This is a genomic window from Kitasatospora sp. NPDC127116 (assembly GCF_042677365.1).
GTDB lineage: Bacteria > Actinomycetota > Actinomycetes > Streptomycetales > Streptomycetaceae > Kitasatospora > Kitasatospora lactacystinica.
The window spans coordinates 43,196-64,720 of the sequence record NZ_JBHXTL010000043.1 but is presented as its reverse complement, the minus strand read 5'-3'; the positions used below and the strand labels follow the sequence as shown (position 1 = coordinate 64,720).

26 protein-coding genes and 1 pseudogene are annotated in these 21,525 nt (G+C 71.7%); 17 read left to right on the top strand and 10 right to left on the bottom strand.

Annotated features, from left to right (window positions below):
- Positions 1-105: 105 nt before the first annotated feature.
- From ACFVHV_RS19315 to ACFVHV_RS19300, 4 genes are all read right to left on the bottom strand, one after another.
- Positions 106-1,005 carry a Gfo/Idh/MocA family protein gene (locus ACFVHV_RS19315; protein WP_380352335.1) on the bottom strand — a complete coding sequence of 300 codons (900 nt, stop codon included), beginning with the start codon at positions 1,003-1,005 and terminating at the stop codon, positions 106-108.
- A 154-nt stretch (positions 1,006-1,159) separates the two neighbouring features.
- Entirely contained in the window at positions 1,160-1,831 is a 672-nt protein-coding gene (locus ACFVHV_RS19310) for an O-methyltransferase (protein ID WP_380352333.1), read from the bottom strand.
- A gap of 158 nt (positions 1,832-1,989) precedes the next feature.
- On the bottom strand, positions 1,990-2,655 hold the full coding sequence (locus tag ACFVHV_RS19305; protein ID WP_117486626.1) for a DedA family protein: 666 nt from the start codon (positions 2,653-2,655) through the stop codon (positions 1,990-1,992).
- 202 nt (positions 2,656-2,857) lie between these two features.
- Positions 2,858-3,670 (bottom strand): class I SAM-dependent methyltransferase, encoded by an 813-nt coding sequence (locus ACFVHV_RS19300; RefSeq protein ID WP_380352331.1) that lies wholly within the window; start codon positions 3,668-3,670, stop codon positions 2,858-2,860.
- Positions 3,671-4,310: 640 nt separating this feature from the next.
- Here ACFVHV_RS19300 and ACFVHV_RS19295 point away from each other — a divergent pair.
- Positions 4,311-4,517, top strand: coding sequence for a cold-shock protein (locus ACFVHV_RS19295; RefSeq protein ID WP_380352341.1), 207 nt, complete (start codon positions 4,311-4,313; stop codon positions 4,515-4,517).
- Between the two features lie 70 nt (positions 4,518-4,587).
- The gene (locus ACFVHV_RS19290; RefSeq protein ID WP_359901001.1) at positions 4,588-5,169 is read left to right on the top strand and encodes an AAA family ATPase; all 582 of its coding nucleotides are present in this window, start codon (positions 4,588-4,590) and stop codon (positions 5,167-5,169) included.
- A 103-nt stretch (positions 5,170-5,272) separates the two neighbouring features.
- On the opposite strand, the gene ACFVHV_RS19285 is transcribed toward ACFVHV_RS19290, so the two are convergent.
- A complete protein-coding gene (locus ACFVHV_RS19285) occupies positions 5,273-5,755 on the bottom strand; it encodes an SRPBCC family protein (protein ID WP_380352329.1) in 483 nt (160 codons plus the stop codon).
- A 65-nt stretch (positions 5,756-5,820) separates the two neighbouring features.
- Between ACFVHV_RS19285 and ACFVHV_RS19280 the strand changes: the two genes are divergently transcribed.
- The 4 genes from ACFVHV_RS19280 (at position 5,821) to ACFVHV_RS19265 (ending at position 9,286) form a co-directional block, all read left to right on the top strand.
- The gene (locus ACFVHV_RS19280) at positions 5,821-6,474 is read left to right on the top strand and encodes a TetR/AcrR family transcriptional regulator (RefSeq protein ID WP_380352328.1); all 654 of its coding nucleotides are present in this window, start codon (positions 5,821-5,823) and stop codon (positions 6,472-6,474) included.
- 85 nt (positions 6,475-6,559) lie between these two features.
- Entirely contained in the window at positions 6,560-7,234 is a 675-nt protein-coding gene (locus ACFVHV_RS19275; RefSeq protein ID WP_380352326.1) for a hypothetical protein, read from the top strand.
- 68 nt (positions 7,235-7,302) lie between these two features.
- Entirely contained in the window at positions 7,303-8,532 is a 1,230-nt protein-coding gene (locus tag ACFVHV_RS19270; RefSeq protein ID WP_380352339.1) for a hypothetical protein, read from the top strand.
- Positions 8,516-9,286, top strand: coding sequence for a hypothetical protein (locus tag ACFVHV_RS19265; protein ID WP_380352325.1), 771 nt, complete (start codon positions 8,516-8,518; stop codon positions 9,284-9,286). The genes ACFVHV_RS19270 and ACFVHV_RS19265 overlap by 17 nt, the downstream gene beginning before the upstream one ends.
- A 27-nt stretch (positions 9,287-9,313) precedes the next feature.
- Here ACFVHV_RS19265 and ACFVHV_RS19260 read toward each other — a convergent pair whose 3' ends face one another.
- Entirely contained in the window at positions 9,314-9,862 is a 549-nt protein-coding gene (locus tag ACFVHV_RS19260; RefSeq protein WP_359900987.1) for a hypothetical protein, read from the bottom strand.
- Between the two features lie 32 nt (positions 9,863-9,894).
- Positions 9,895-10,080, bottom strand: coding sequence for a biotin/lipoyl-containing protein (locus ACFVHV_RS19255; RefSeq protein ID WP_380352323.1), 186 nt, complete (start codon positions 10,078-10,080; stop codon positions 9,895-9,897).
- A 95-nt stretch (positions 10,081-10,175) separates the two neighbouring features.
- On the opposite strand from ACFVHV_RS19255, the gene ACFVHV_RS19250 reads away from it, so the two are divergent.
- The 10 genes and pseudogenes from ACFVHV_RS19250 to ACFVHV_RS19205 all read left to right on the top strand — a co-directional run.
- Entirely contained in the window at positions 10,176-10,322 is a 147-nt protein-coding gene (locus tag ACFVHV_RS19250; RefSeq protein ID WP_380352321.1) for a hypothetical protein, read from the top strand.
- Positions 10,323-10,894: 572 nt separating this feature from the next.
- Positions 10,895-11,122 (top strand): hypothetical protein, encoded by a 228-nt coding sequence (locus ACFVHV_RS19245; RefSeq protein WP_380352319.1) that lies wholly within the window; start codon positions 10,895-10,897, stop codon positions 11,120-11,122.
- A 43-nt stretch (positions 11,123-11,165) separates the two neighbouring features.
- On the top strand, positions 11,166-11,618 hold the full coding sequence (locus ACFVHV_RS19240; RefSeq protein WP_380352317.1) for a DUF6879 family protein: 453 nt from the start codon (positions 11,166-11,168) through the stop codon (positions 11,616-11,618).
- A gap of 2 nt (positions 11,619-11,620) precedes the next feature.
- The gene (locus ACFVHV_RS19235) at positions 11,621-12,466 is read left to right on the top strand and encodes a helix-turn-helix domain-containing protein (RefSeq protein WP_380352315.1); all 846 of its coding nucleotides are present in this window, start codon (positions 11,621-11,623) and stop codon (positions 12,464-12,466) included.
- Positions 12,467-12,884: 418 nt separating this feature from the next.
- Complete coding sequence (locus tag ACFVHV_RS19230; protein WP_380352313.1) at positions 12,885-13,055, top strand: hypothetical protein; 171 nt, start codon at positions 12,885-12,887, stop codon at positions 13,053-13,055.
- The gene (locus ACFVHV_RS19225) at positions 13,052-13,300 is read left to right on the top strand and encodes a hypothetical protein (protein ID WP_380352311.1); all 249 of its coding nucleotides are present in this window, start codon (positions 13,052-13,054) and stop codon (positions 13,298-13,300) included. The genes ACFVHV_RS19230 and ACFVHV_RS19225 overlap by 4 nt, the downstream gene beginning before the upstream one ends.
- A 134-nt stretch (positions 13,301-13,434) precedes the next feature.
- A complete protein-coding gene (locus ACFVHV_RS19220) occupies positions 13,435-13,851 on the top strand; it encodes a hypothetical protein (protein WP_380352309.1) in 417 nt (138 codons plus the stop codon).
- The gene (locus ACFVHV_RS19215) at positions 13,848-14,504 is read left to right on the top strand and encodes a hypothetical protein (protein WP_380352307.1); all 657 of its coding nucleotides are present in this window, start codon (positions 13,848-13,850) and stop codon (positions 14,502-14,504) included. The genes ACFVHV_RS19220 and ACFVHV_RS19215 overlap by 4 nt, the downstream gene beginning before the upstream one ends.
- Positions 14,468-15,313 carry a hypothetical protein gene (locus ACFVHV_RS19210; RefSeq protein ID WP_380352306.1) on the top strand — a complete coding sequence of 282 codons (846 nt, stop codon included), beginning with the start codon at positions 14,468-14,470 and terminating at the stop codon, positions 15,311-15,313. Before ACFVHV_RS19215 ends, ACFVHV_RS19210 begins: the two co-directional genes overlap by 37 nt.
- Positions 15,310-15,705: pseudogene (locus tag ACFVHV_RS19205) on the top strand (GNAT family N-acetyltransferase); the annotation flags it as partial. The gene ACFVHV_RS19210 and the pseudogene ACFVHV_RS19205, both read left to right, overlap by 4 nt.
- Before the next feature lie 72 nt (positions 15,706-15,777).
- Here ACFVHV_RS19205 and ACFVHV_RS19200 read toward each other — a convergent pair.
- The 3 genes from ACFVHV_RS19200 to ACFVHV_RS19190 all read right to left on the bottom strand — a co-directional run bounded on the left by ACFVHV_RS19200 (position 15,778) and on the right by ACFVHV_RS19190 (position 19,973).
- The gene (locus tag ACFVHV_RS19200) at positions 15,778-16,572 is read right to left on the bottom strand and encodes a fused MFS/spermidine synthase (protein ID WP_359901057.1); all 795 of its coding nucleotides are present in this window, start codon (positions 16,570-16,572) and stop codon (positions 15,778-15,780) included.
- 98 nt (positions 16,573-16,670) lie between these two features.
- The gene (locus ACFVHV_RS19195; protein ID WP_380352305.1) at positions 16,671-17,642 is read right to left on the bottom strand and encodes an alpha/beta hydrolase; all 972 of its coding nucleotides are present in this window, start codon (positions 17,640-17,642) and stop codon (positions 16,671-16,673) included.
- A gap of 18 nt (positions 17,643-17,660) precedes the next feature.
- Complete coding sequence (locus ACFVHV_RS19190; protein ID WP_380352303.1) at positions 17,661-19,973, bottom strand: tetratricopeptide repeat protein; 2,313 nt, start codon at positions 19,971-19,973, stop codon at positions 17,661-17,663.
- A 109-nt stretch (positions 19,974-20,082) separates the two neighbouring features.
- Between ACFVHV_RS19190 and ACFVHV_RS19185 the strand changes: the two genes are divergently transcribed.
- Positions 20,083-21,486, top strand: a complete 1,404-nt coding sequence (locus ACFVHV_RS19185) for a selenium-binding protein SBP56-related protein (RefSeq protein WP_380352301.1) — start codon at positions 20,083-20,085, stop codon at positions 21,484-21,486.
- Positions 21,487-21,525 lie beyond the last annotated feature (39 nt).

Below are 21,525 nucleotides of genomic sequence, written 5' to 3'. Positions count from 1 at the left end.
GGGCACCCATGTGCCCCGCCCGGCGCCTTTCCGAACCATCGGTCCCTACCCGGTGTCCTTCCGAACCGCCGGTCCCCGCCCCCCGGGCCCGGCCGCGTCGACCGCTCAGACCTCCACCGGGCCGCCGCTCGCCAGCGAACGCTCGGCGCCGACCAGGATCTCCACCACCCGCAGCCCGAAGTCCGCCCCGCAGGGGTGCGGCTCGCCGGAGGCGGCCGAGGCCCGCAGCGCGTCCAGTGCCCGGTGCAGGGCCGCGACCGGGCCCTCGCCGCGCGGGGGCAGCTGCACCACGCCGTGCTCACCGCGCAGCTCCATGCCCGTCCCGCCCGCCGCGAGCGGCGCGGTCAGGCTGAGCGCGAGCGTGCTGGAGGCGCCGCCGGCGTGCCGCACCACCAGGTGCACGGTGTCCAGCGGGCCGGTCGCCGCCGTCACCTGCGTCGCGTCGCCCAGGACCGGCAGCAGCACGGACAGCGCGTGCGGGCCGACGTCCCACAGCGCGCCCTTCTCCACCCGCCACGGCGAGGCCGCGTACGGGCTGGTGCTGCCGGGCGCGAACACCGAGCCGAGCCAGTCCGAGCGGCCGGTGAACCAGCCGCCGAGCTCCGCCTGCCGCTCGATCCACGGGATCTGCTCGCCGCCGAAGCGCACGGTGAAGAAGACCACCGAGGCGACCTTGTGCTCGCGCACCGCCTCGGCCACGGCCCGGGCGTCCGGCACGGTCAGCGCGACCGGCTTGTCGAGCAGCAGGTGGCAGCCGGCCTCGGCGGCCCGTACCGCGAGCCCCGCCTGCACGGTCGGGGGCAGCGCGATGGAGACCGCGTCCACCTCGGCCAGCAGCCGGTCGAGGTCCGCGTACCCGGGCACGCCGTGCGCGGCGCCCAGCGCCTCGGCCGCCTCCGGTCGGCGGCCCCAGACGCCGGTGAACTCCAGCCCGGGGTGCTCGGCCAGGACGGGCGCGTGCACCCGCCCCGCCCAGGGGCCGGTTCCCAGCAGTCCGATCCGCACGATGTCTCCGTTCTCCGGTCCGCGCGAGCGAGCGCGCGTGGTACGAGTGGGCGTGAGTGGTACAGGTGGGCGCGGATGAGCGCCGGTGGTGCGGGTGAGCCCGCGTACGCCCTGGCGGCGCGGGTCCCGGCCCCGGGCTCTCGGCCCCGGGCTCTCAGCCGTGGACGCGGGCCAGGGTGAAGCCGTCGTAGCCCTTGCTGCCGACCGTCTGCACCGAGGTCGCGGTGACGCTCGGCTCGGCCGCGATCAGGTCGTGCAGCGCCCGGGTGCCGACCACCGCCGGGTCGGTGCCGGCCGGGTCGGCGACCGCGCCGCCGCGCACCACGTTGTCGACGATGATCAGCGAGCCCGGCCGGGTCAGTTGGAGCGCCCGGCGGAAGTACTCGGGGTTGCTCGGCTTGTCGGCGTCGATGAAGACCAGGTCGAAGGGGTCCGCGCCCTGCTCCACCAGTTCGGCCAGCGAGTCCGCGGCCCGGCCCACCCGCACCTCGGCGATCCCGGCCAGCCCGGCGGCCGCCAGGTTGCCCCGGGCGACCTCGGCGTGCCGGGGGTCGAGCTCCAGGGTGATCAGGGTGCCGTCCGCGGGCAGCGCCCGGGCCAGCCAGATGGCGCTGTAGCCGCCGAGCGTGCCGACCTCCAGGATCCGCTTCGCGCCCTGGGTCAGTGCCAGCAGGTGCAGCAGCTTGCCCTGGTTGGGGGCCACCGCGATGTTCGGCAGTCCGGCCGCGCGGGCGGCGGCCGCGGCCTGCTCCAGCACCGGGTCGTGTCCGACCAGCCGCTCGGAGAAGTAGGCGTCCACGGCGTCCCAGGTCGGCTGCGAAGACATCGGGCCCTCCGGAGTGCAAGATCGGCAGTACCCGACCGATGCTACTCCGAGGGCCCGAGGGCACCACGACGGTGGTGGTGGACGACCGGTCCGGGACCGGTCGGACGATCGACCGGGACCCTGCCGGGGGCCGACCGGGGGGCCGGCCGGCGGGGTGGTCAGTCGGCGACCGGCTCCTTCGCCGCGGCGGCGGCCTTGGCCGCCTCCTCCGCCTCGATCTTCGCGTGCGTCTTGGCGGCGCGGCGCTTCATGATCCAGGCCGACAGCAGGCCGATCACCAGCGCCGCCCCCAGGCCCGCCCACGAGAACCGGGCCAGCCAGGGCTCGATGCTCTTGCCGACCTTGTAGACCAGCAGCGTCGTACCGCCGGCCCAGACCACGCCGCCGAGCACGTTGGCGATCAGGAACTTCCAGTACGGCATCTTCAGCGCGCCCGCGAGCGGACCGGCGAAGATGCGCAGCAGGGCGATGAAGCGGCCGAAGAAGACCGCCCACATGCCCCACTTCTGGAACGAGCGCTCGGCGGTGGCCAGGTGGGAGGGGCCGAAGTGCTTGGGGAACTTGCGTCCCAGCTTCTCGAAGAGCGGCTTGCCCCCCTTGCGCCCGATCGAGTAGCCGATCGAGTCGCCGATGATCGCGCCGGCGATCGCGCAGATGGCGACGCCCCACGGGCTCACCACACCCTTGACCGCCATGAGGGACGCCGTGACCAGGGCGATCTCGCCGGGCAGCGGAATGCCCAGCGACTCCAGCCCGATGATCAGACCGACAACGGCGTACACCGCCGTCGGCGGAATCCCCTCGATCCAGGCGTCGATGTGCAAGGCCAGTACCTCCGTGGCAGGACGGGACCGGCCGCCCTCCCCCTGGAGCAGCGTGCCCGTCCCGGCAAATTCGTCCGATGGCGGCACCCGGGCCGCTCCCCCGGAGCGAGCCTAACGTGCCGGGCGGCCTGTCCCCCCGGCCGATCACCCGTGGTTACGACGTACGCCCCGACACCATGGTTCCAGGTCGACCAGCGTTTCTTCAAGATTGGGCAAAGCGCAGCGCGACCACGGACGGGCGCTGCTTGATCCGGCGCACGAGCGGCAGCAGGATGCTCAGCGGCGGGCGTCCGCCCTCCGGGTACACCTCCCGCACGTCGACGACCCGCGGGTGCGCGGTGGCCAGCAGGCCGCACTCGTCCGCGTCCATCCCGAACGGCATCGGCGGCGCCTGGTAGTACCGGTCCCGCAGCTTGCCCTCGACGGCCCGCCGGCTGAACCAGCGCGGCACCGCGTCCAGCACCATGGCCCCGCCGGGGAAGCGCTCGGCGCAGGCCGCGATCAGGCCGCGGACCTCCTGAGGCCGCAGGTACATCAGCACCCCCTCGGCGCTGATCAGCACCCCGTTCGCCGGGTCCACCCCGTCCATCCAGCCCGGGTCGGTGACCGAGTGGGCGACGATCCGGTGCCGCTCGTCCGGCGGCAGCAGCTGCCGGCGCAGCGCGGCGGTCTCCGCCAGGTCCACGGACAGCCAGTTCGCCCGGCCGTTGTCGACCCGCCAGGCCTGGGTCTCCAGGCCGTCCCCGAGCCCGACCACGGTGCCGCGCGGGCAGCGGGTAAGGAAGTCGGACACCTCGCGGTCGAAGCAGGCCGCCCGCAGCGCCTGGAGCTGGCTCACCAAGGCGTTCTCCCCGAACCGCGTCGCGAACGGGTAGTCGATCCGGTCCACCAGCTCGACCGCCTTCGGGTCCGGCAGCACGGTGTCCGGCCGCCGCGCCTCCACCGCCCGGTGCCACAGCGTCCACAGCGCCGTCTCCGACACCTGTCCCAGCTCCGGCCGCACCCCGACACTCATCGCTCGCTCCTTCGGACCTGGTCCCGTCGCGTCTCCGCCGTGGTCCCGCCGCGTTCCGGCCGGTGTTCCGGCCGCGTTCCCGTCATGGGCATGAACCCGCCGATTCTGACACCCCGTCCGCCCCTCCCCTCCCGTCGACGCGCCGACCGGGTCCGGCGCCCCATGACCGGCCCGCGCGGGCCGGTGCCGCGCGATCAGGTTCGCCCAGCCGCTGACCGCCGGCAGTCGTCGTCCTGACGGCGTGCCGTCCGGCGCGTGTCCCGATCGGCCGGTCCCGCCGTGCTCCACGCCCCGCCTCGCACGCCCTGCCGGCACACCGACTGCCCGGACGATCCTGGACGCGCCGTCACCACCGGGTTCGAGGAGGAGTCCCATGGCGCAGCGTCCCCGGCGCGGTCGAACGCATCGCCGGCGCGGGTGCGAGGACCGGCCGCGCTCCGTGTTGGCCGGCCGACGACTCGCGAGGAGGTCCCCGATGTCACCTTCCGTCCCCGTCCCCGTCCCCGTCTCCGTCCGTGGTCGTGGCCGTGTGGCGGCCCTGGTGTGCGCCCCGCTCCTCGCGCTCGGCGCGCTGCTGGCGGCCGCCGCCCCGGGGTGGGCGGCGGCTGCCGGGCCGCCGGCCGCGACCCACCGCGCCCTGATCAACTTCGGCACCGTGAAGTGGTTCAACGCCGAGAAGGGGTACGGCTTCATCGTGCCGGACGTTCCCGGTCCTGACGTGTTCGTCCACTACTCGGCCATCGTCGGGACCGGGTACCGCACGTTGCGGGAGGGCGAGCGGGTCGAGTACCAGGTCGAGCAGACCCCCAAAGGCCCGCAGGCCGTCCTCGTCATCCCGCTCGACTGAGGAGTTGCCGATCCGGCGGGTGTCCGGGGCACGCTCGACCAAGATCGCTCCGTAGCCCTGTCCTGGCGCGATGCCCGACACCACGAGCCCGACCCTGCTCTTCGTCATCGGGCCCGCCGCGGTCGGGAAGATGACCGTGGGCGAGGCCGTGGCCGCGCGCACGGGGTACAAGCTCTTCCACAACCACCTGACCATCGAACCGCTGCTGCGGCTGTTCCCCTACGGGTCGCCGCAGTTCCAGCGCCTCAACCACGACTTCCGTGAGCAGATCTTCGCCGAGGCCGCTGCCAGCGACCTGCCCGGCCTGGTGTTCACCCTGGTCTGGGACTTCGACGACCCGGACGACGCCGCACTCGTCGAGCGCTACGCGGCCCCGTTCCGCGAACGCGGCTCGCGCGTGCTGTTCCTGGAGCTGTCCGCCGACCAGAGCGTGCGGCTGGAGCGCAACGCCGGGGAGACCCGCCTGGCGGAGAAGCCGTCCAAGCGCGACCTGGACTGGTCCAACGGCAATCTGCTCGACATGGACGCCAGGTACCGGCTCAACTCGGTCGACGACTTCGCGCACGTCCCGGGTGCGCACCTGCTGATCGACAACACCCGCCTGGAGCCCGACGAGGTCGCCGAACGGGCCGTCGAGCACTTCGGACTCTGACCAGCCGGGGCCGGCTCACGGCGGCCCCGGCTCACGGCGGCCCCGGCCCCGCGGAACTCACCTGTCCGGGCGGCGGGTTCGGCGGACCGGCCCGGGCCGGCGATCAGCGAACGAGCGCGCGCAGCAACCGTACGTACGGGCTCCACCGCGCCGGGCGGGCCACCGTGCCCGTACAGGCCCTCTCCGCGCGATCCAGGCTGTCCTCCAGAAGCGCGTCGTGGAGCGGCCGCCAGGCGAGCGGCCAGCCGAGTCGTGCCGGGCCGCGGGCGGTCAGGACGAGCGTGTGGCGCAGCAGGGTGTGCCGCTCGTCGACGGCCGTGGCGGTGAACTCGTGGAAGCCGTGGAAGCCGCGCGGCCCGGTGAAGCCGAAGCGCACCCATGCCGCGGGGACGTACGCGTCGACGGTGTAGCGGACCGGGCCGTGCCCACCGACGGCGCCCACGGCGAGTGGACGGTCGAAGCGCATCGGGGGCCACGTGTCCTGCGGCCACAGCAGGTCGTCGGTGCCGGCCAGGGTGTCGATCAGCGCCCCCACCTCGGTCTCCTTCGCGGGCAGCAGGCGTTCGTGCACGTTGTGGACAGCCATCGGCTCACCTTCCGGACAGTTATAGAGACTGCTCTCTAATTATTGTGGAGAGTACCCTCCAACTCATGGCGAGACCACCCCGCTTCGACTCCGACCAGCTTCTCGACGCCGCCGTCCGGCTGGCCGCCGAGTCCGGCCCGGCCGCGGTGACCATGGCCGCGGTCGCGGGAGAGGTCGGAGCCCCGAGCGGCTCGGTGTACTACCGCTTCCCGGGACGGAGCGCGCTGCTCGCCGAACTCTGGCTGCGGACCGTCGACCGGTTCCAGCAGGGCTACCTCGCGGCCTTCGGCACGGTACTCGGCAAGGACCTCGACCCCGTACCGCTCGCCACGACCGCCGACGCGCGGCAGACCGCGCGGGCGGCGGCCCGCCAGGTGGTCGCATGGGCCCGGGCCCACCCGCAGGAGGCGGCCCTGCTCCTCTACGGCCCCGACGGCTTCGGGCGCGCGGACTGGTCGGAGGAACACCGGCTGCGCGCGGATCTCGGCAACCGGACTGTGCACGGCGCGCTCGCCGCCCTCGCCGCGCTGCTGGGGGCCGGGTCGCCCACCGAGGACCCCCGGTCCGTCGAACGCGTGGTGCTCGCCCTGATCGAGCTGCCGCTCTCGCTGGTCCGACGCCACCTGCGGGCCGGCGCGCAACTCCCCGAACACGCCGAGGAACTCGCCGAGGAGTGCGCCGACGACCTCCTCGCCCGGCTCGGCCCCCACCGTCCATGACGCTCGGTGAGACGAACACCGCATAGACTCCCGGGGATCGAGCGGGCCGCCCGGCAACGGCCGGGCCGGGCGAGGAGGGGGCGTCATGGGGCCCGTACCGGGCGCACGGGAAGAGCTGGACCGGCTGGGCCGGGCCCTGCGGTCACAACTGGTCGAGCTGATCGACGACTTGGCCCCCGGCAGCGATCCCGGCCTGCCGCTGCTCGACACGCCACAGGTCGTCGACTGGCACGAACCGCTCCGCTACCGGTACTCGGTCAGCAGCAGCACGGGGAAGCGCCCCGCGAATGCCGGCGCCGCCGACACCGCCGCTCGCGCGGCCGCGCTGCTCCACTCCGCGGGCTGGACGGTCGCGACCTCGCAGGAGGACGCCAAGGGAACGCCCCGCATCGTGGTCACCGGCCACCGCGACGGCTGCACCATCGAGATCCGTACGGTCGACCACACGTCCACCGTGTGGTTCAGCGGGCAGACACCGGCGATGGCCCTGTACGAGCCGGAGGAGTTCCACCGGCCCGAGCCGGTGCGCACGGCCGAGACCGTCACGGCCGGGTTCGTGCTCTGCTACGAGTGCGAAGGCCTGGGCTGGTGCTACGACTGCGGGGGACGCGGCTGGCGGCCCGACGCGACCCGCGGGCGGGTCAACTGCCCCGCATGCCACCGGCACCGCGTCTGCGTGATCTGCCGGGGCGAGGCAGAGCTCGCCGTCTCCCAGCTGTCGACGTACCAGCTCGGCTACTACCCCGAATTGAATGAATGAGTGCGGGCCATGGCCAAGTCCACGGTTTTGAGAATCCACCAGGATCCGCGAATGACAGGTACCGCTTGATGCACACGACAGAGCCGACGGAAGCCCGCATCGAGGATGCGGGCAACATCCTGGTCGCACCTTCGATGTCGCAGGACAACGACGTGATCAGGGACTTCTTCGGGTCCACGATCACGCCGGAGGAGCTTGCTTCCGGCTCGCCCGACCTCGCCCGGAGGACGGTCTACCTGTGTGGCGACATATCCGGGATCAGCGGCCGTCAACTGCACGCGGCTGCGCGGGTATTCGTCGTCCGGGAGCTGTCGCACGGCTACCGCGAGGACGTCGACGAGCCCTGGACCCTCGTCGACCTCGGCCGGGTCCCCGTCCGCGTACACGGCGTCGGCGTGTACTACCGCCGCTTTTTCGGACTCGGCGACGATCATTTCGGGCGGATCCGTACGGAGCACGCGTTCCAGTCCCTGACGGAGTCCACCAAGCCCGGCGCGGCCCATCGCAGCGGAATCTATCTGACGCCCGTCACGCGCAACGGTGACGAACTGCATTTCCGCCTGCTCCGGTGCTCCACGAATCTCTCGGGACCGACCGAGAGCTTCCGCCCGACCGACACGCACATCGTCGAAGCGCTGAACCGCGAGGCCGCCGCCGTCTTCCGGAACCAGGCGCCGCTGAATCACGTCCTCGCGCAGATCTACCACAACACCCTTGCCACGGCCGAGCGCAAGCAGTCCAAGGCGAAGATCTCGGCCCATGCCGACAAGACCAAGGACATGCCCGCCAACGGCATCATGGCCTTCTGCACCTTCTACGACCGGCTCGACAAGCTGCGGCCCCTGGCCGAGGACGCCTACGACTTCGGCGTGAAGGGCGCCAGCGGGCTGACCAGGCTCCGCTTCCGCCTCAAGGAGCGGACCGCGGAACTCGACGGGATCGCACTCCCCCCGCAGTTCACCGTCACCCTCCACCCCGGCTCCGTGTTCTTCATGCCGCTGTCCACCAACCGCCTCTACACCCACGAGATCCGGCCCTCGTCACTGGACGCCGAGCTGCTCCCGACCCGCCTGGGCTACGTGGTGCGCTGTTCCAACACCGAAGCCGTCCACAAGGACGGCCGCACGTTCCTCGAACGGGACGGAGAACCGGTGAAACTGGAGCCGCCCACACCGGCCGGCATGGACGAGCTGCGCAGGCTGTACGCCGAGGAGAACAGGACCTCGTCCTTCATGGACTACGGCGACGAGTTCCTCTTCAGCATGAACACGGGAGACTACCTTGCCCCCCGCGTCTAGGATCTCGGACGAGATCCTCTCGTGCACACTGCCCACCGAGGAGAACCTCTTCGCGGAACTGTCCGCGTCGGCCCGTCTGGAAGACGTGGGAAAGGGCCGGCGGGGCGCCGTGCTCGCCAGGATCGACGAGTCGGGTGATGCGCCCCTCGTACGGACCACCACTCGCTACAGCAGCCCGACGCAGCGCTTCCGGGCGGTGCACGAACGGCTGGCACGGCAGGTTCAAGAACGTGCGGCGCTTTCGGTCGGCTTCAACAACGCTCTCATCGAGAGCTGCACGAACGCCTACGCGACCATGGGCAGCCACTCCGACCAGGCCCTCGATCTGGCCGACGATTCGTTCATCGCCGTCTTCTCCTGCTACCAGCATCCCGATGCGAGCCCGCCGAGAAAGCTGATCTTCGAATCGAAGGGGCCCGACGGCGAGAAGTTCGAGATCCCCCTCGCCCACCACAGTGTCGTCGCGTTTTCTGTCGACTCGAACCGGCGACTCAGGCACAAGATCGTCCTGGACCCGCCCGCCCGCACGGCGGACAACCAATGGCTGGGCGTAACCTTTCGAACGTCAAAAACACTTGTCCGGTTTCGCGACGGACAGGCGTACCTCCCCCAGGGCGCACACCTCGTGCCGGCCGACGAGGAACAGAGGCACGAGTTCTACCGACTGCGGCGCCGTGAGAACACGGAAACGGACTTCGTCTACCCCCCGCTCACGTACACCATCAGCGAGAGCGACCTGACGCCGCCCGTCTGACCTCGAAGGCTCGGCTCGCTCGTGCGGTCAGCCGAGCGCGTTGGACCAGTCCGTCAGTCGGGCGAAGTCCTGGACCGTCAGGCCGACCTTCGGGTCGACGTGGTGGAGCAGTGCCTGGCCCGGGTGGTGGGCTTCCACCCAGGCCCGGTCGGCGTCCGTGATCAGGTCGTCGACCCAGGCGAACGGGCGGCCCTTCGCCCAGGCGACGATCTGCGGGGTCTTCCAGAACACCCCGCCGCCCGGCTCGGGCCGCGGCTCGGACCAGGGGATGTACGGCAGGCCGGGCAGCCCCAGCAAGGGACCGATGAAGGCATTGGCCTCCTCCTGCCACGTCGTCGCCCACGCCAGGTCGAAGGGCAGCGCCACGAGCGCCGGGCCGTGGGCCGGGTTGAGCCAGACCCGCAGGGGCTTCGGCGCCTTGTGGGGAAGGCCCCAGGCCGTGAGCCGACGGCGCTCGGCCGCCACCCAGCGCGGCGTCATCAACCGGTGGGTCTCGAAGCCCTCGGGCCGCCGATAGGGCTTCGCCGCGCACGGGTTCAGCGGTCCGTCGACGTCCAGCAGCAGCAACGGCCGCATCGCCTCGCCTCCTCCGGGATCGTCCCCGCACGCTACCCGGGCGCTTGCAGAGTGCCGTCGCTACCCGCAGGCACCTCAAAGATCACTTCGCTGGTCTCGATCTGGACAATGATGTCGTCGTGCTTGACGCGGTCGCCAACATTGCTGTACCAGGTCGCGAGAGTGGCGTCACCAGCAGACTCGGGGAATTCGGGCGCAAGCACATTGACGGTCGACACATGACCTCCAGAGATGAAAGACGGCCTCACGCAGGTTGCACGACAGGGCGGATGGAACTCATTGGCCGTCAGGAGGCGCCTAATGCTATCTCGCCATGAACCGCACCTTGAGGCGCCTGAGAGCGGACTTCCCGGGCATCGTCGAGCTCCAGGCGGCCCTGGAGAAGGAGCTCGACATCGAGCTCCTCGTGTCGTACCTGACTCTCAGTCAACCGATGTTGCCGCCAGACTCCCACCGGTAGCCGCCCATCACCATGCCCACGGCAGAACCCGGCCCTGGCCCCGCGCCCTACCGCACCACCCGGCGGGCAGCGCGTAGCGACGCCGCAGGCGCCCTTACCGGCCGAGCCGGACCCTACGGAGACGGGCCGATGCACGCGCAACCAAGTGGGGAGCTGAGAGCGGGCCTGGGGATTTTCGCGAATCCTCATCACCCCCGCGGCCTCCGCCAGCTCCGCACCCGACCGGCCCCGCCGGTCGAGGGCGCCAGGCCCCACCCCGCCCCACCCGAACGGAACCTGTTGCCCGGCGGCCGGTGCAACCCGCTCGACCAGGAAGGCCGCAGAGGTCACTGCCGGGTCGTCTGGGGTCTGGGCGAGCAGATCGGCACCGTGCAGAAGCAAGGAGGCGTCTGGATTCCCAGGGCATCTCCGGGATGTGGGCGGCCGTCGCTGCAGGAGTGAATCCGGGAGAATCAGCCAAGTGCTCTGACGGGTCAGGATCGAGCAAGTTCGAGCAAGTTCATGGTACGAGCGGCGACTTGTGCGGCAAGATCGTTCAAGGCGATCGACTCCGACCTGCCAGGAGGCTCGCCATGGCACTGCACAAGCTCGGGCAAGACCCCAGCAGCCCCGAAGGCAAGTCCCCGACGGTCTACTTCGACGACGCGACGGGCAACTACCTCCTCCAGGGCTGGAAGGTTCTCGACCCGGAGCGTCTCGCACAGATGGACATTCCCGGGCACGAGACCGTGATCGAATTCCCCAGGCGCATGATGCAGTTCTTCCCGGAGGTGAACGGTGGCAGCACCCCCAACGCTTGAGGATCTGCTGCGGACCTGTACCCGCTCAGCTCTCCACCTGGAGATGCGCGACGGATACATGCGGGACGACCCCCTGTTTCTCCGCTGGCTCAGTGGAGAACGAGACGACCCTGAGGACCGCCCATCGTGGTGGAGCCCGTGGTTGCAGCTCATCGAGGAGACCACGAACCGCGGCGTTGAGGTGCTGCGCGCACGGGTCGTCTCGGAACCGGTGAGCGAGTACATCCGGTTCGAGCACGGGATCACGTTCCGGAACGTCGCCTGCGGTGAGCAGGTCAGGTGGCTTCCCCGCCGACAGGCGACCAGCCTGGCGCTTCCGGGCAACGACTTCTGGCTGATCGACGGATCGCTCCTCCTGGTTCACCACTTCAGCGGCGATGGCGACTTCGTGGACGATGAGGTCACCACTGATCCGCAGACTGTGAAGCTCTGCACCTCCGCCTTCGAGGCAGTCTGGGAACGGGCGGTCCCGCACGAGGACTTCCGGCTGCGCTAACCGTGTCCGCATCCTCCAGCGTTCAACAAGCCAAGCAGGCCCTCGGCCAGCGTCTGCGCGATATCCGGCGGGACTCCGGATTCAGCGCGCGGGCGCTGGCCGAAGCTGCGGGCTGGCATGAATCGAAGTGTTCCAAGATCCAGAGCGGCCGGGTGATGCTTTCGGAGGCAGACCTACGTGTCTGGACGGCCGTCTGCGGCGTCCCGGATCAGGCCGCAGACCTCATCGCGACGGCCCGGAACATCGAGGGAATGTACGTCGAGTGGCGGCGCCTTGAGCGCGCCGGCCTCAAACGGGCACAGGAGTCCGTGCGTCCTCTGTTCGAGCGCACGCGGAGGTTCCGGATGTACCAGTCGTGGGTCGTGCCCGGACTGCTCCAGACGGCGGCCTACACGCGCGAAGTGCTGAGCACGATCGTCTCGTTGCGCAGCACTCCCGACGACGTTGACGACGCTGTCGCCGTGCGAATGGATCGGCAGAAGGTGCTGCACACGGGAGATCACCGGTTCGCCATCCTGATCGAGGAGTGGGTGCTGCGAACCGTCATCGGAACTCCGGACATCCTGGTCGGTCAGCTCGGTCACCTCATCACCGTCGGCTCTCTCCCATCGGTAAGTCTTGGGGTGATTCCCCTCGGTTCGACCAGAGGCGCCGGCTGGCCGGTTGAGTCTTTCACCATCTATGACGACACACAGGTGAACGTCGAGCTCGTCTCCGCCCACCTCACCATCACCCAGCCGGCCGAGATTTCGGAGTACGGCCAGGCCTTCTCCGAGTTGGCCAGCATCGCTGTCTATGGTGCTGATGCAAGATCGCTCATCACTGGAGCCATCAACGCGCTCGAGTGAATGCGAGCAAGCTCAAGCAAGTTCGTCGACCGCGTACCGTGCTTCTCCCTACCGTCTTTAAACGGCACCAGACGTGCTGAGACGGAGGGAGCGTCACCATGGCGAAGCAGTCCGAGAAGTCCTCGATGACGACTCCGAAGCGACGCGGGGCGAAGCCCGTCTACGGAGACCCGGCCCGGGCCATGAAGCCCAAGCGGACTGAGCTCCCCGCCGGTTGGAGCCCGCTGGACGACTACCGAGCGGCCAACGTGGCCGGTCAAGCCCTGTCCGTCGGAACGCTGCTCCAGATCGCCGCCGTGCGCTCCACCTGTGGCTGCCCCGCCTGCACGGCCCGCCGCACCGGCCCGTCGGCCTTGTCGGCCCGAGGGCGACCAGCTCAACGCCCCCACACCCAACGACTCGATGGGGAGGCGCAACTGTGAACAGTGCGATCCAGGGCGACCCGGTCCGGCACCGCACCGACGGTTGGACGGGCACCGTCGCCGAGACCCCGGGCAAGCTGTCCAACCACGCCTGGGTGGACCGGGACAGCTCCAGCGACCCTTACCCCGAGCTGGTTCTCCTGGACGACTTGGAGGCCACGGATTGAACACCCCGCCGCTGCACGTCTTGCCCCCGGGCGAGGGGATCGTGGTCGACCGACCCGACGGCTACCGCGAGGGGACCTGCTGGGTCTGCCTTCGGGACACGCTGGTCTGCGCGGGCACCACGCTCCAGGCTCCCGGTGACGACCGGAGCACCTGCCACCTGATCTGCGCCGACTGCATCGCCCGCGCGCGGGATCCCCAGCGCCGCCCCGCGCTGCGGGCCGCGCTCACCCCCGCCTGGAACTAGCCGCCGCCAGCCTCTGGGTGGCCCACGAACTCCCGGCCCGTTCGGAACGGGTCATGACGGGCCGGGCCTGCACCACCCTCACCGCTGACCGTCCCTGCTCGGGCGGGCAGCGCCAACCCCGATGGGAGAGGTCCATGAGCACCCCCACCACGCCCGGCGTCGAGTTGAACGAGTTGGGCAGGTTCTTCACGATCGCCGCCCGCCGGATCGACGCGGGCCAGGCCGCGCCGGAGATGTTCTCCGCCGCCGTCGACTCGGCGTGGCACCGGCTCGTCAACGACCCGGCCGCACACGAGGCGTTCGCGCTCCGGCACGCCGGTCGCAGGCTGGTCCACGTCGAGAGCGCCGGCAGCGGTTTCGTCTCCTGGGTGGGCGCGTACGAGGAGGCGTACGGCCCCCTGCCGGAGATCTGGTTCGCCGACGCCGACGGCCTGGTCGACACCGAGGCCCTGGCCCGCTACCGCGAGACGGGCGAGGTCCGGGCCGAGTGGAACTGCTCGCCCGAGCCCGGCGACGGCGACGACCTCGCTCCGGTGGCGACCACCCGGTGATCACCGCACCCTTCGACGGAGCGTCCCGGCCGACCGCCGGGGCGCTCCGCCTCACCGAAGCCCGTACGGAGAACCCCGCCGGCGTGGACGTGGACGGCTATATCGCCGGGCTGTACGAGCACTGCCCGTTCCTGCGGCCGTCCACATTGCGCGGGATGACCGGGTGGACGATCTACGAGATCGCCCCGGGCAGCCACCGGTTCGCCGTGGAAGCCGAGTTGTTCCACGCCGGGGTCCAGGCCGCGGAGTGGATCCGCCCGCTCATGGGGAGGCCGTTCGGCCTCCTCGCGTGCGAGAACATCGTGCTGTGCGGGCACTGCGAGGGCGCGGACCACCGGGAGTTGATGGCCTGGCCGCACTGGGCGTTGAAGCACCTGTACGGACCGGTCGGGGTCATGTTCGGCAAGTTCCCGCAGGGCGCCGGCGAGTCCGGTCGGCACGGGCAGCGGATCCCGCCGCCGCCCTTCTCGTTCCTCCCGGTACGGGCGGGCGTCCGGCCGCTGGACCCGCGATTCCTGGAGACCACCCCCGACCTCGCGGCGGCGTTGGCGGTCTCGGCCGACGACGGCCGCGACGTCTTCGAGCACATCCCTTGCGAATGGAAGGCAGTTCGAGAATGGGCGAGTTCCTTGCCGAGGCCCGCGAAGCGCTGAGGGCCGCGGAGGCCTTCTGCGGGCCGCTGGAGCTGGAGGAGATCAGCAACCGCCGGGGCTCGGCGGTGTGGAAGGCCGGCGGCCCGCGCGGCTCGGTGAGCATCAAGCTCGGCACCGGCGAGGCCGCCGAGGTCACCGCCCGCGAAGCCTCCGTGCTCGACCAGCTCCCCGGATACACCGTGACCGCCGGGCGCTTCGACGGCGGGACCTGGTACGTCACCCCGTGGCTGACCGGTCCGTCCACGTGGGACGTCTTCCGGTCCCTGCGCAAGGGCGACGGCGGAAAGGACGAAGCCCTCGCCGCCTCGGTCGGGCTCTGCCGCGCCGTGGCGGACTTCCACACCGACGGGTGGGTGCACGGCGACCTCCAGCCCGCGCACGGCATCCACGGCGAGGACGGCACGGTCCGCCTCCTCGACTTCGCCTGGACGCGGCGGATCGGCAGCACCCCGTGGACCGCGTTCGACGGCACCATGATCCACCTCACCGCGCCCGAACTCGCCGCCCGCATCATCAACGGCCCCCAGCCCGTCGAAACGACACAGACCGCCGACGTCCACGCCCTCGCCGGCACCCTGTGGACCTGCGTCACCGGGAAGTGGCCGCTGGACTACGACACCGCCGGCCTCGACAAGGGAACGCCGGTGGAGGAATTCCGCAGGGCCATCGCCCGCAGAGCCGTCCCGTTGTCCACCGCGATGCCCTGGCCCGCCCTCCAGGCCCGGCTGCGCCACGTCCTGCTGGCCGCACCCGACGAGCGGCCCACCGCCGCCAAACTGGCGAACCTCGTCGAAGCGGTGGACGGGTGATCGGGCTACGGGAGCTGGGCCCCGGTGACGCCGAGGCCCTGCCGCGGATCTACAGCGCGGAGTCGACCAAGCACCTGGGCCGGGCGGCGATGGACGCTGCCGAAGCCCGCTACTGCGTGCGCGACATCGTGGCGGCTGCGGCGCAGTCGCCCCGCACGCTGTACGTGCTCGGCCTCGACGTCGACGGCGACCTCCTCGGCGTCGTCAAGCTCCACCGGGACCGTCCCGTGGCCGCCGTCAGCTACATCCTGCGCGCGGACGCCTGGGGCCGGGGCTACGCCACCGAGGGGGTGCGCAGGATCCTCGCCCTGGCCTTCGGCCACCTCGGGCTGTCGGAGGTCCGAGCCAAGCACCACCCGGACAACCCCGCCTCCGGCCGCGTCCTCCTCAAGGCGGGGTTCGTCCTGACCGGCGAGCACAACGGATTCATGACCTACGCCGTACACATCCCCCGATCACGGCCCTCAGCCGATGCTGAACGCGCCATCCGGTGGGGGCGGGGAGTCGGTGGCCTCGGCGTCGGTGACCGGGGCGGTCCGGCCGACCAGGTCCGCCAGGTCGTCCCCGTCGGTGAGCCGGGCCGGGAAGATGTCGCCCGCGAGCAGCCGGGTCAGCTCGGCCACCGGCAGGGGCGCCGTCGAGCCGGCCAGCAGGATGTTGCCGTACCGGCGGCCGCGCAGCACCGGCGCCTCCGCCACCAGGCAGACGTACGGGAACACCGCCCGCACCGTCGCCGCCTGCGCCTTGGCGAAGGCCAGCGGCGGGCCGTCCGCCAGGTTCGCCGCGTAGCAGCCGCCGGGGCGCAGCGCGGCGGCGGCCAGTCGCAGGAACTCCACGGAGGTGAGGTGGGCGGGGGTGCGCGAGCCGTGGAAGACGTCGGCGATCACCAGGTCCTGCGAGCCGGCCGGGGTCTCGGCGAGGGCCTCCCGGGCGTCGCCGACGGTCGCGGTGATGTCCGCGCCGGGGCCCTGCCAGGGCAGCTGTTCGGCGACCAGTTCCAGCAGCGGTCCGTCCACCTCCGCGACCCGTTGCCGGGAGCCGGGTCGGGTGGCGGCCAGGTAGCGGGGCAGGGTGAGGGCTCCGCCGCCGAGGTGCAGTGCGTCGAGCGGCTGTCCGGCGGGGGCGAGGGCGTCGGCGAGGTGGCCGAGGCGCCGGGTGTACTCGAACTCCAGGTGGGTCGGGTCGGCGAGGTCGACGTAGGACTGGGGGGTGCCGTCCAGGGTGAGCAGCCAGCCGCCGTCCCGGTCGAGGTCGGGCATGAGCTTGGCGAAGCCCAGGTCGGTCCGCCGCCCGACGGGCACCGGCTCGCCGTGCTCGTCGTCCTCGGCCTGCTCGGCACCGTCGTGCTGCGGGAAGGTCACGCGTGCTCCCCGACGGGCTCGACGTCGAGGTAGGCGGCGAGCCAGCGGTCCAGTTCGGCGAACACCTCGGCGCGGGCCTCCGCACCGGACAGCACCAGGTCGTGCATGCCGCCCTTGATCCGCACGACGGTGACGTGCCGGCCCAGCCGCGGCCCCTGCGCGGCGATGTCGTCGGCGCGCAGCACGGCGTCGGCGTGGTGCAGCGCGTTGTGCCACTTGGTGGTGGAGATGGACCGGGTCGAGGCCATCAGCAGCACCGGCACGTCGATGCCCAGTCCGCGGTGCAGCCGCCGGTGGCCCTGGTGGATCGCCGACAGCCAGCCCGCGTACAGCGGGAAGCTCTCGGGGCGCTTGAGGGTGAGGTCGAAGTCCCACTCGCCCTGGTGGTCCTTGTGCAGGCTGTGGGTGTAGTGCGGGTTGAGCGCGGACGGCAGGACGCGGGTCGGCGCCAGCCGCCCGACCGCCGTCACGGCGGGCCCGCCGAGTGTGCGGACCGCGGGCCCGACCGGCATCGACAGGAACGGACTGTTGAGGAACAGGCCGTCCACCACCCCGCGCCCGGCCCGCCGGCCGGCCCACAGGGCCCCGATCAGCCCGCCGGTGGAGTGCCCGTTCAGCAGCAGCTGCCGGTGCCCGTCCACCTCGCGGATGATCCGGACGGCCTCGTCGATCTCCTCGTCGTACTCGATGAGGTCGCGGACGAAGTTCGGCGACTGGTGGGGGCGCAGCGAGCGGCCGTACTTGCGCAGGTCGAGGGCGTAGAAGGAGAAGCCGAGCGCGGTGTAGTGGTCCGCGAGGTTGGTCTGGAAGAAGTAGTCGTTGTACCCGTGGATGTACAGCACGGCCCGGTCCGCCCCGGGCACCGGCCGACGGACGAGCGTCGCGCACACCGCCCCCTCGTCGTCCGGCCTCAGCGTCAGCTCGGCGGCCTCGTAGGGGGCACCCAGGATGTCTTCACGGAACTCCATGAGGGTGACTGTACTGGCTCAGCCGTTGTCGACCCCGGCATCTCCGACCTGGCGCGATGTGATGATCGCAATGCTTTCGGAGAGCGCTGCGTGGGCGTCGTCGATGGCACGATCGGCCTGCCGACGGGCCTCCTCGGCTTCCTCGTACCGGCCGAGGTCCTTGAACACGGCTTGGAGAGCGATCCAGGTGCTGCCCTCACCGGTGCGGTCGCCGAGTTCCTGACAGACGGCCAGGGACCGCCGGTGGGCGGCCAGGGCTTCGTCCGCCCTCCCGGCACGCCGCAGCGCGATGCCGAGGTTGCGCAGGCTCAGGCTCTCCCCCTGGCGGTCACCGGTCTCCCGCAGCAGGCGGCCGGCCCGCTCGTGGGCCTCCACCGCTTCCCCGACCCGGCCCGCACCGACGAGGGTGACGCCGAGATCGCCCAGCACCAGCGCTTCGTTGTACCGGTCACCGGCCTCCTGGCAGACGGTCCGCGCCCGCTGGTGGACCTCGATCGCCTCGTCGTAACGACCCCGGCGGCTGAGGATCTGGGCGACGCAGCCCCAGGACATCCCTTCGCCGCTCCGGTCACCGAGGTCCCGGAAGACCGTTGCCGTCCGCCGGAACGTCTCGTCGGCCTCGTCCAACCGTTCCGCGTCGATCAGCAGGATGCCGAGGTTGAACGACAGCCGGGCCTCCCACCGCGGGTCGTCCCGGCCGTGCACCAGGGTGAGGGCGTACCGGATCGCGTCGATGGCCGCCTGCCGCTGGTGCAGGCTCGCCAGGATCTCGGCGAGGTTCGCGTGGGCCGAGGCCTCCCCTTTCCGGTCGCCGACCTCCTGGAAGATCTCGCCGGCGGTCAGCAGGGCCTCCATCGCCTCCTCGAACCGGCGGGCCCGGCCCTGCGCGAAGCCGAGGTTGTGCCGTGCCGTCGCCTCCTCGGACCTGATCCCGACGGCGAGGGCGGCGGACAGCGCCGCCGTCGTCATCGCGACGGCGTCGTCGTTCCGGCACCACCGGACCAGATGGCCGACCAGCGCCGAGGACAGCGGTACGGCCACCAGGGGAAGGCCGATCGCCGCCGCCAGACGCACGGTCACGACCAGGTTGGCCCGCTCGCACTCCAGCCACCCCAGGGCCTCGCCCCGGTCGCGGAACCGACCGGGGCCCCGCCTTCCGGGAAGCGCCTCGATCTCCTCGTCGGCGGCCACGGCCGTCTCCGCGTAGTGCACCAGCAGGCGCTGCAGGGCGCTGCCGCCGGCCGCCCGGTGGCGACCGGCCTGTTCCAGCGCGTAGTCCCGGACCAGGTCGTGGAGGTACCAGCGGCCGCCCGCCGTCTGTTCGACCAGGGCGCTGCCGACGAGCCGGGCGAGCCGGGAGCGGGCCTCGCGGACCTTGGCGTCGGCCAGTGCGGCGGCGGCGTCGGTCGAGATGTCGGGGCCGGGGTTGAGGGCCAGCAGCCGGAACAGCTCCGCCTGCGGCTCGGTGAGTCTCCGGTACGAGCGGTCGAGCACGATCCGGACGCCGACCTCGCCGTCGTCCAGGAGGTCGAGCCGGGCGGCGTGATCGGCCAGGTCCGTGGCGAGCTCGTCGGAGCGAAAGTGCGGGTCCAGGACGAGCTGGGCGGCGGCGAGCCGCAGGGCGAGCGGGAGGTGGCTGCACAGTTTCGCGATGCGCCGGGCGGCTGCCGGGTCGGCCGTGACGCGCGCGTCGTCCGCGCGGGCGGCGCGGACGACGGTGTCGAGGAGGGCGACGGCCGCCTCGGGACCGAGGACGCCGAGGCGGTGGAGGCGGGCGCCGAGGCCGGGGAGGGTCTCCCGGGAGGTGACCAGGAGGCGGTGGCGGGTGGACGGCGGCTGGAGGAGGCGGACCTGGTCGGCGGCGGAGGCGTTGTCGGCGACGACCAGGACGCCGCCGCCGTGCTGCTCCAGCCGGGCGCGGTAGAGGGCGGCCCGGGTCTCCGGGTCCGGGGGGATGTGCTCCGCCGGGACGCCGAGGGCGCGCAGCAGGGTGTCGAGGGCCTGCCCGGCCTCGACCGGGGTCCCGTCGTAGCCCCGGAGGTCGACGAGGAAGGCCGCGGAGAAGTGCTCGGCGTCCAGGAGGGCATGGCCGACGGCGGTCGCCAGCGTCGTCTTGCCGATGCCGCCGAGGCCGGTGACCGTCACCGTCGACGGGCCGTCCGTGGTCAGCAGGGCCCGGAGCTCGGCGAGGTCCTGCTCCCGTCCGGTGAAGGCGGAGGTGAGTGGCGGGAGGCCGGCGATGGTGGGCGGCCGGGGGGTGACCGTCACGTGCGCGGTGTGCGCCTGGACGACCGGGCCGTGGAAGTTGCCCCCGCGAATGCTGTTGTGCACCCGGTCAGGGTAGCCGCCCGCGCCTCCCGGCCGCTTCTCGTGCGCCTCCTGTGCGCCGGTGGTTCTGTGGAACGCTTCCCGGACAGACCAGGCGAGTTGGGGAGTTTGCATGCAGCACGGGCATACCGATCCGTCGCTCTACCGTTCGGCCGCCGAGGCGATCGCCGCTCCGCCGGAGAAGCTGGCGTACGTGGCCGGGTTCGACCGGTCGGGGCAGCAGCCGGACGCACTGCTGAGCGTCGACACCGATCCGGACTCGGCGAGCTACGGGAAGGTTCTGAACTTCGCCGAACTGCCCACGCTCGGCGACGAGTTGCACCACTTCGGCTGGAACGCCTGCTCCAGCGCCCTCGCCCACGCCTGCCACGAGAACCCCGAGCGGCGCTACCTGCTGCTGCCCGGGCTGCGCTCCTCCCGGCTGCACGTCCTGGACACCCGGCCCGACCCGGTCCGCCCGCGCCTGGTGAAGACGATCGAGGCCGAGGAACTGGCCGCCAAGGCCGGCTACTCGCGCCCGCACACCCTGCACTGCGGCCCCGACGGCGTCTTCCTCTCCTGCCTCGGCGGCGCCGACGGCGAGGACGGGCCGGGCGGGGTGGCGCTGCTCGACCACACCACCTTCGAGGTGCTGCGCCCCTGGGAGACCGAGCGCGGTCCGCAGCACTTCGCGTACGACGTCTGGTGGCACCTGGGCACCAACGTGGGCATCACCAGCGAGTGGGGCACCCCGTCGATGGTCGAGGACGGGGTGGTGCCGGACCTCCTGCTCGGGCGCAAGTACGGCCACGCGCTGCACTTCTGGGAGCTGGACTCCGGGCGCCACCTCCAGCGGGTGGACCTCGGCGACCAGTACCAGATGGTGCTGGAGCTGCGCCCGGCGCACGATCCGCAGGCGGAGTGGGGCTTCGTCGGCGTGGTCACCAACGTCGAGGACCTCTCCTCCTCGGTGTGGCTCTGGTACCGGGACGGGCCGGCGTTCACCGCGCGCAAGGTGATCGAGATTCCCGCCGAGCCGGCCAAGGCCGAGGACCTGCCGCCCGCGCTGCAGCCGTTCGGCGCGGTGCCGCCGCTGGTCACGGACATCAACCTGTCGGTGGACGACCGCTGGCTGTACGTCTCGGCGTGGGGCACCGGGGAGTTGTTCCAGTACGACGTCTCGGACCCGTTCCACCCCCGCCTGGCGGGCTCGGTGCGGCTCGGCGGGATCGCCGCCCGCACCCCGCACCCGGCGGAGCCCGGCCGTCCGCTGAGCGGGGCGCCGCAGATGGTGGAGATCAGCCGGGACGGCCGGCGGCTGTACCTCACCAACTCGCTCTACGGCGCCTGGGACGACCAGTTCTACCCGGAGGGCATCGAGCCCTGGATGGTCAAGCTGGACGCCGACCCGGAGGCCGGCGGGCTGAGCATCGACGAGCGCTTCTTCCCGCACGGCGCCGACTTCCGGGGCCTGCGCGTCCACCAGACCCACCTGGCGGGCGGCGACGCCTCCTCCGACTCCTACTGCTTCCGCTGACCCGCCGACGGAGCGGACGGCCGCCCGGTCGGCGGCCGC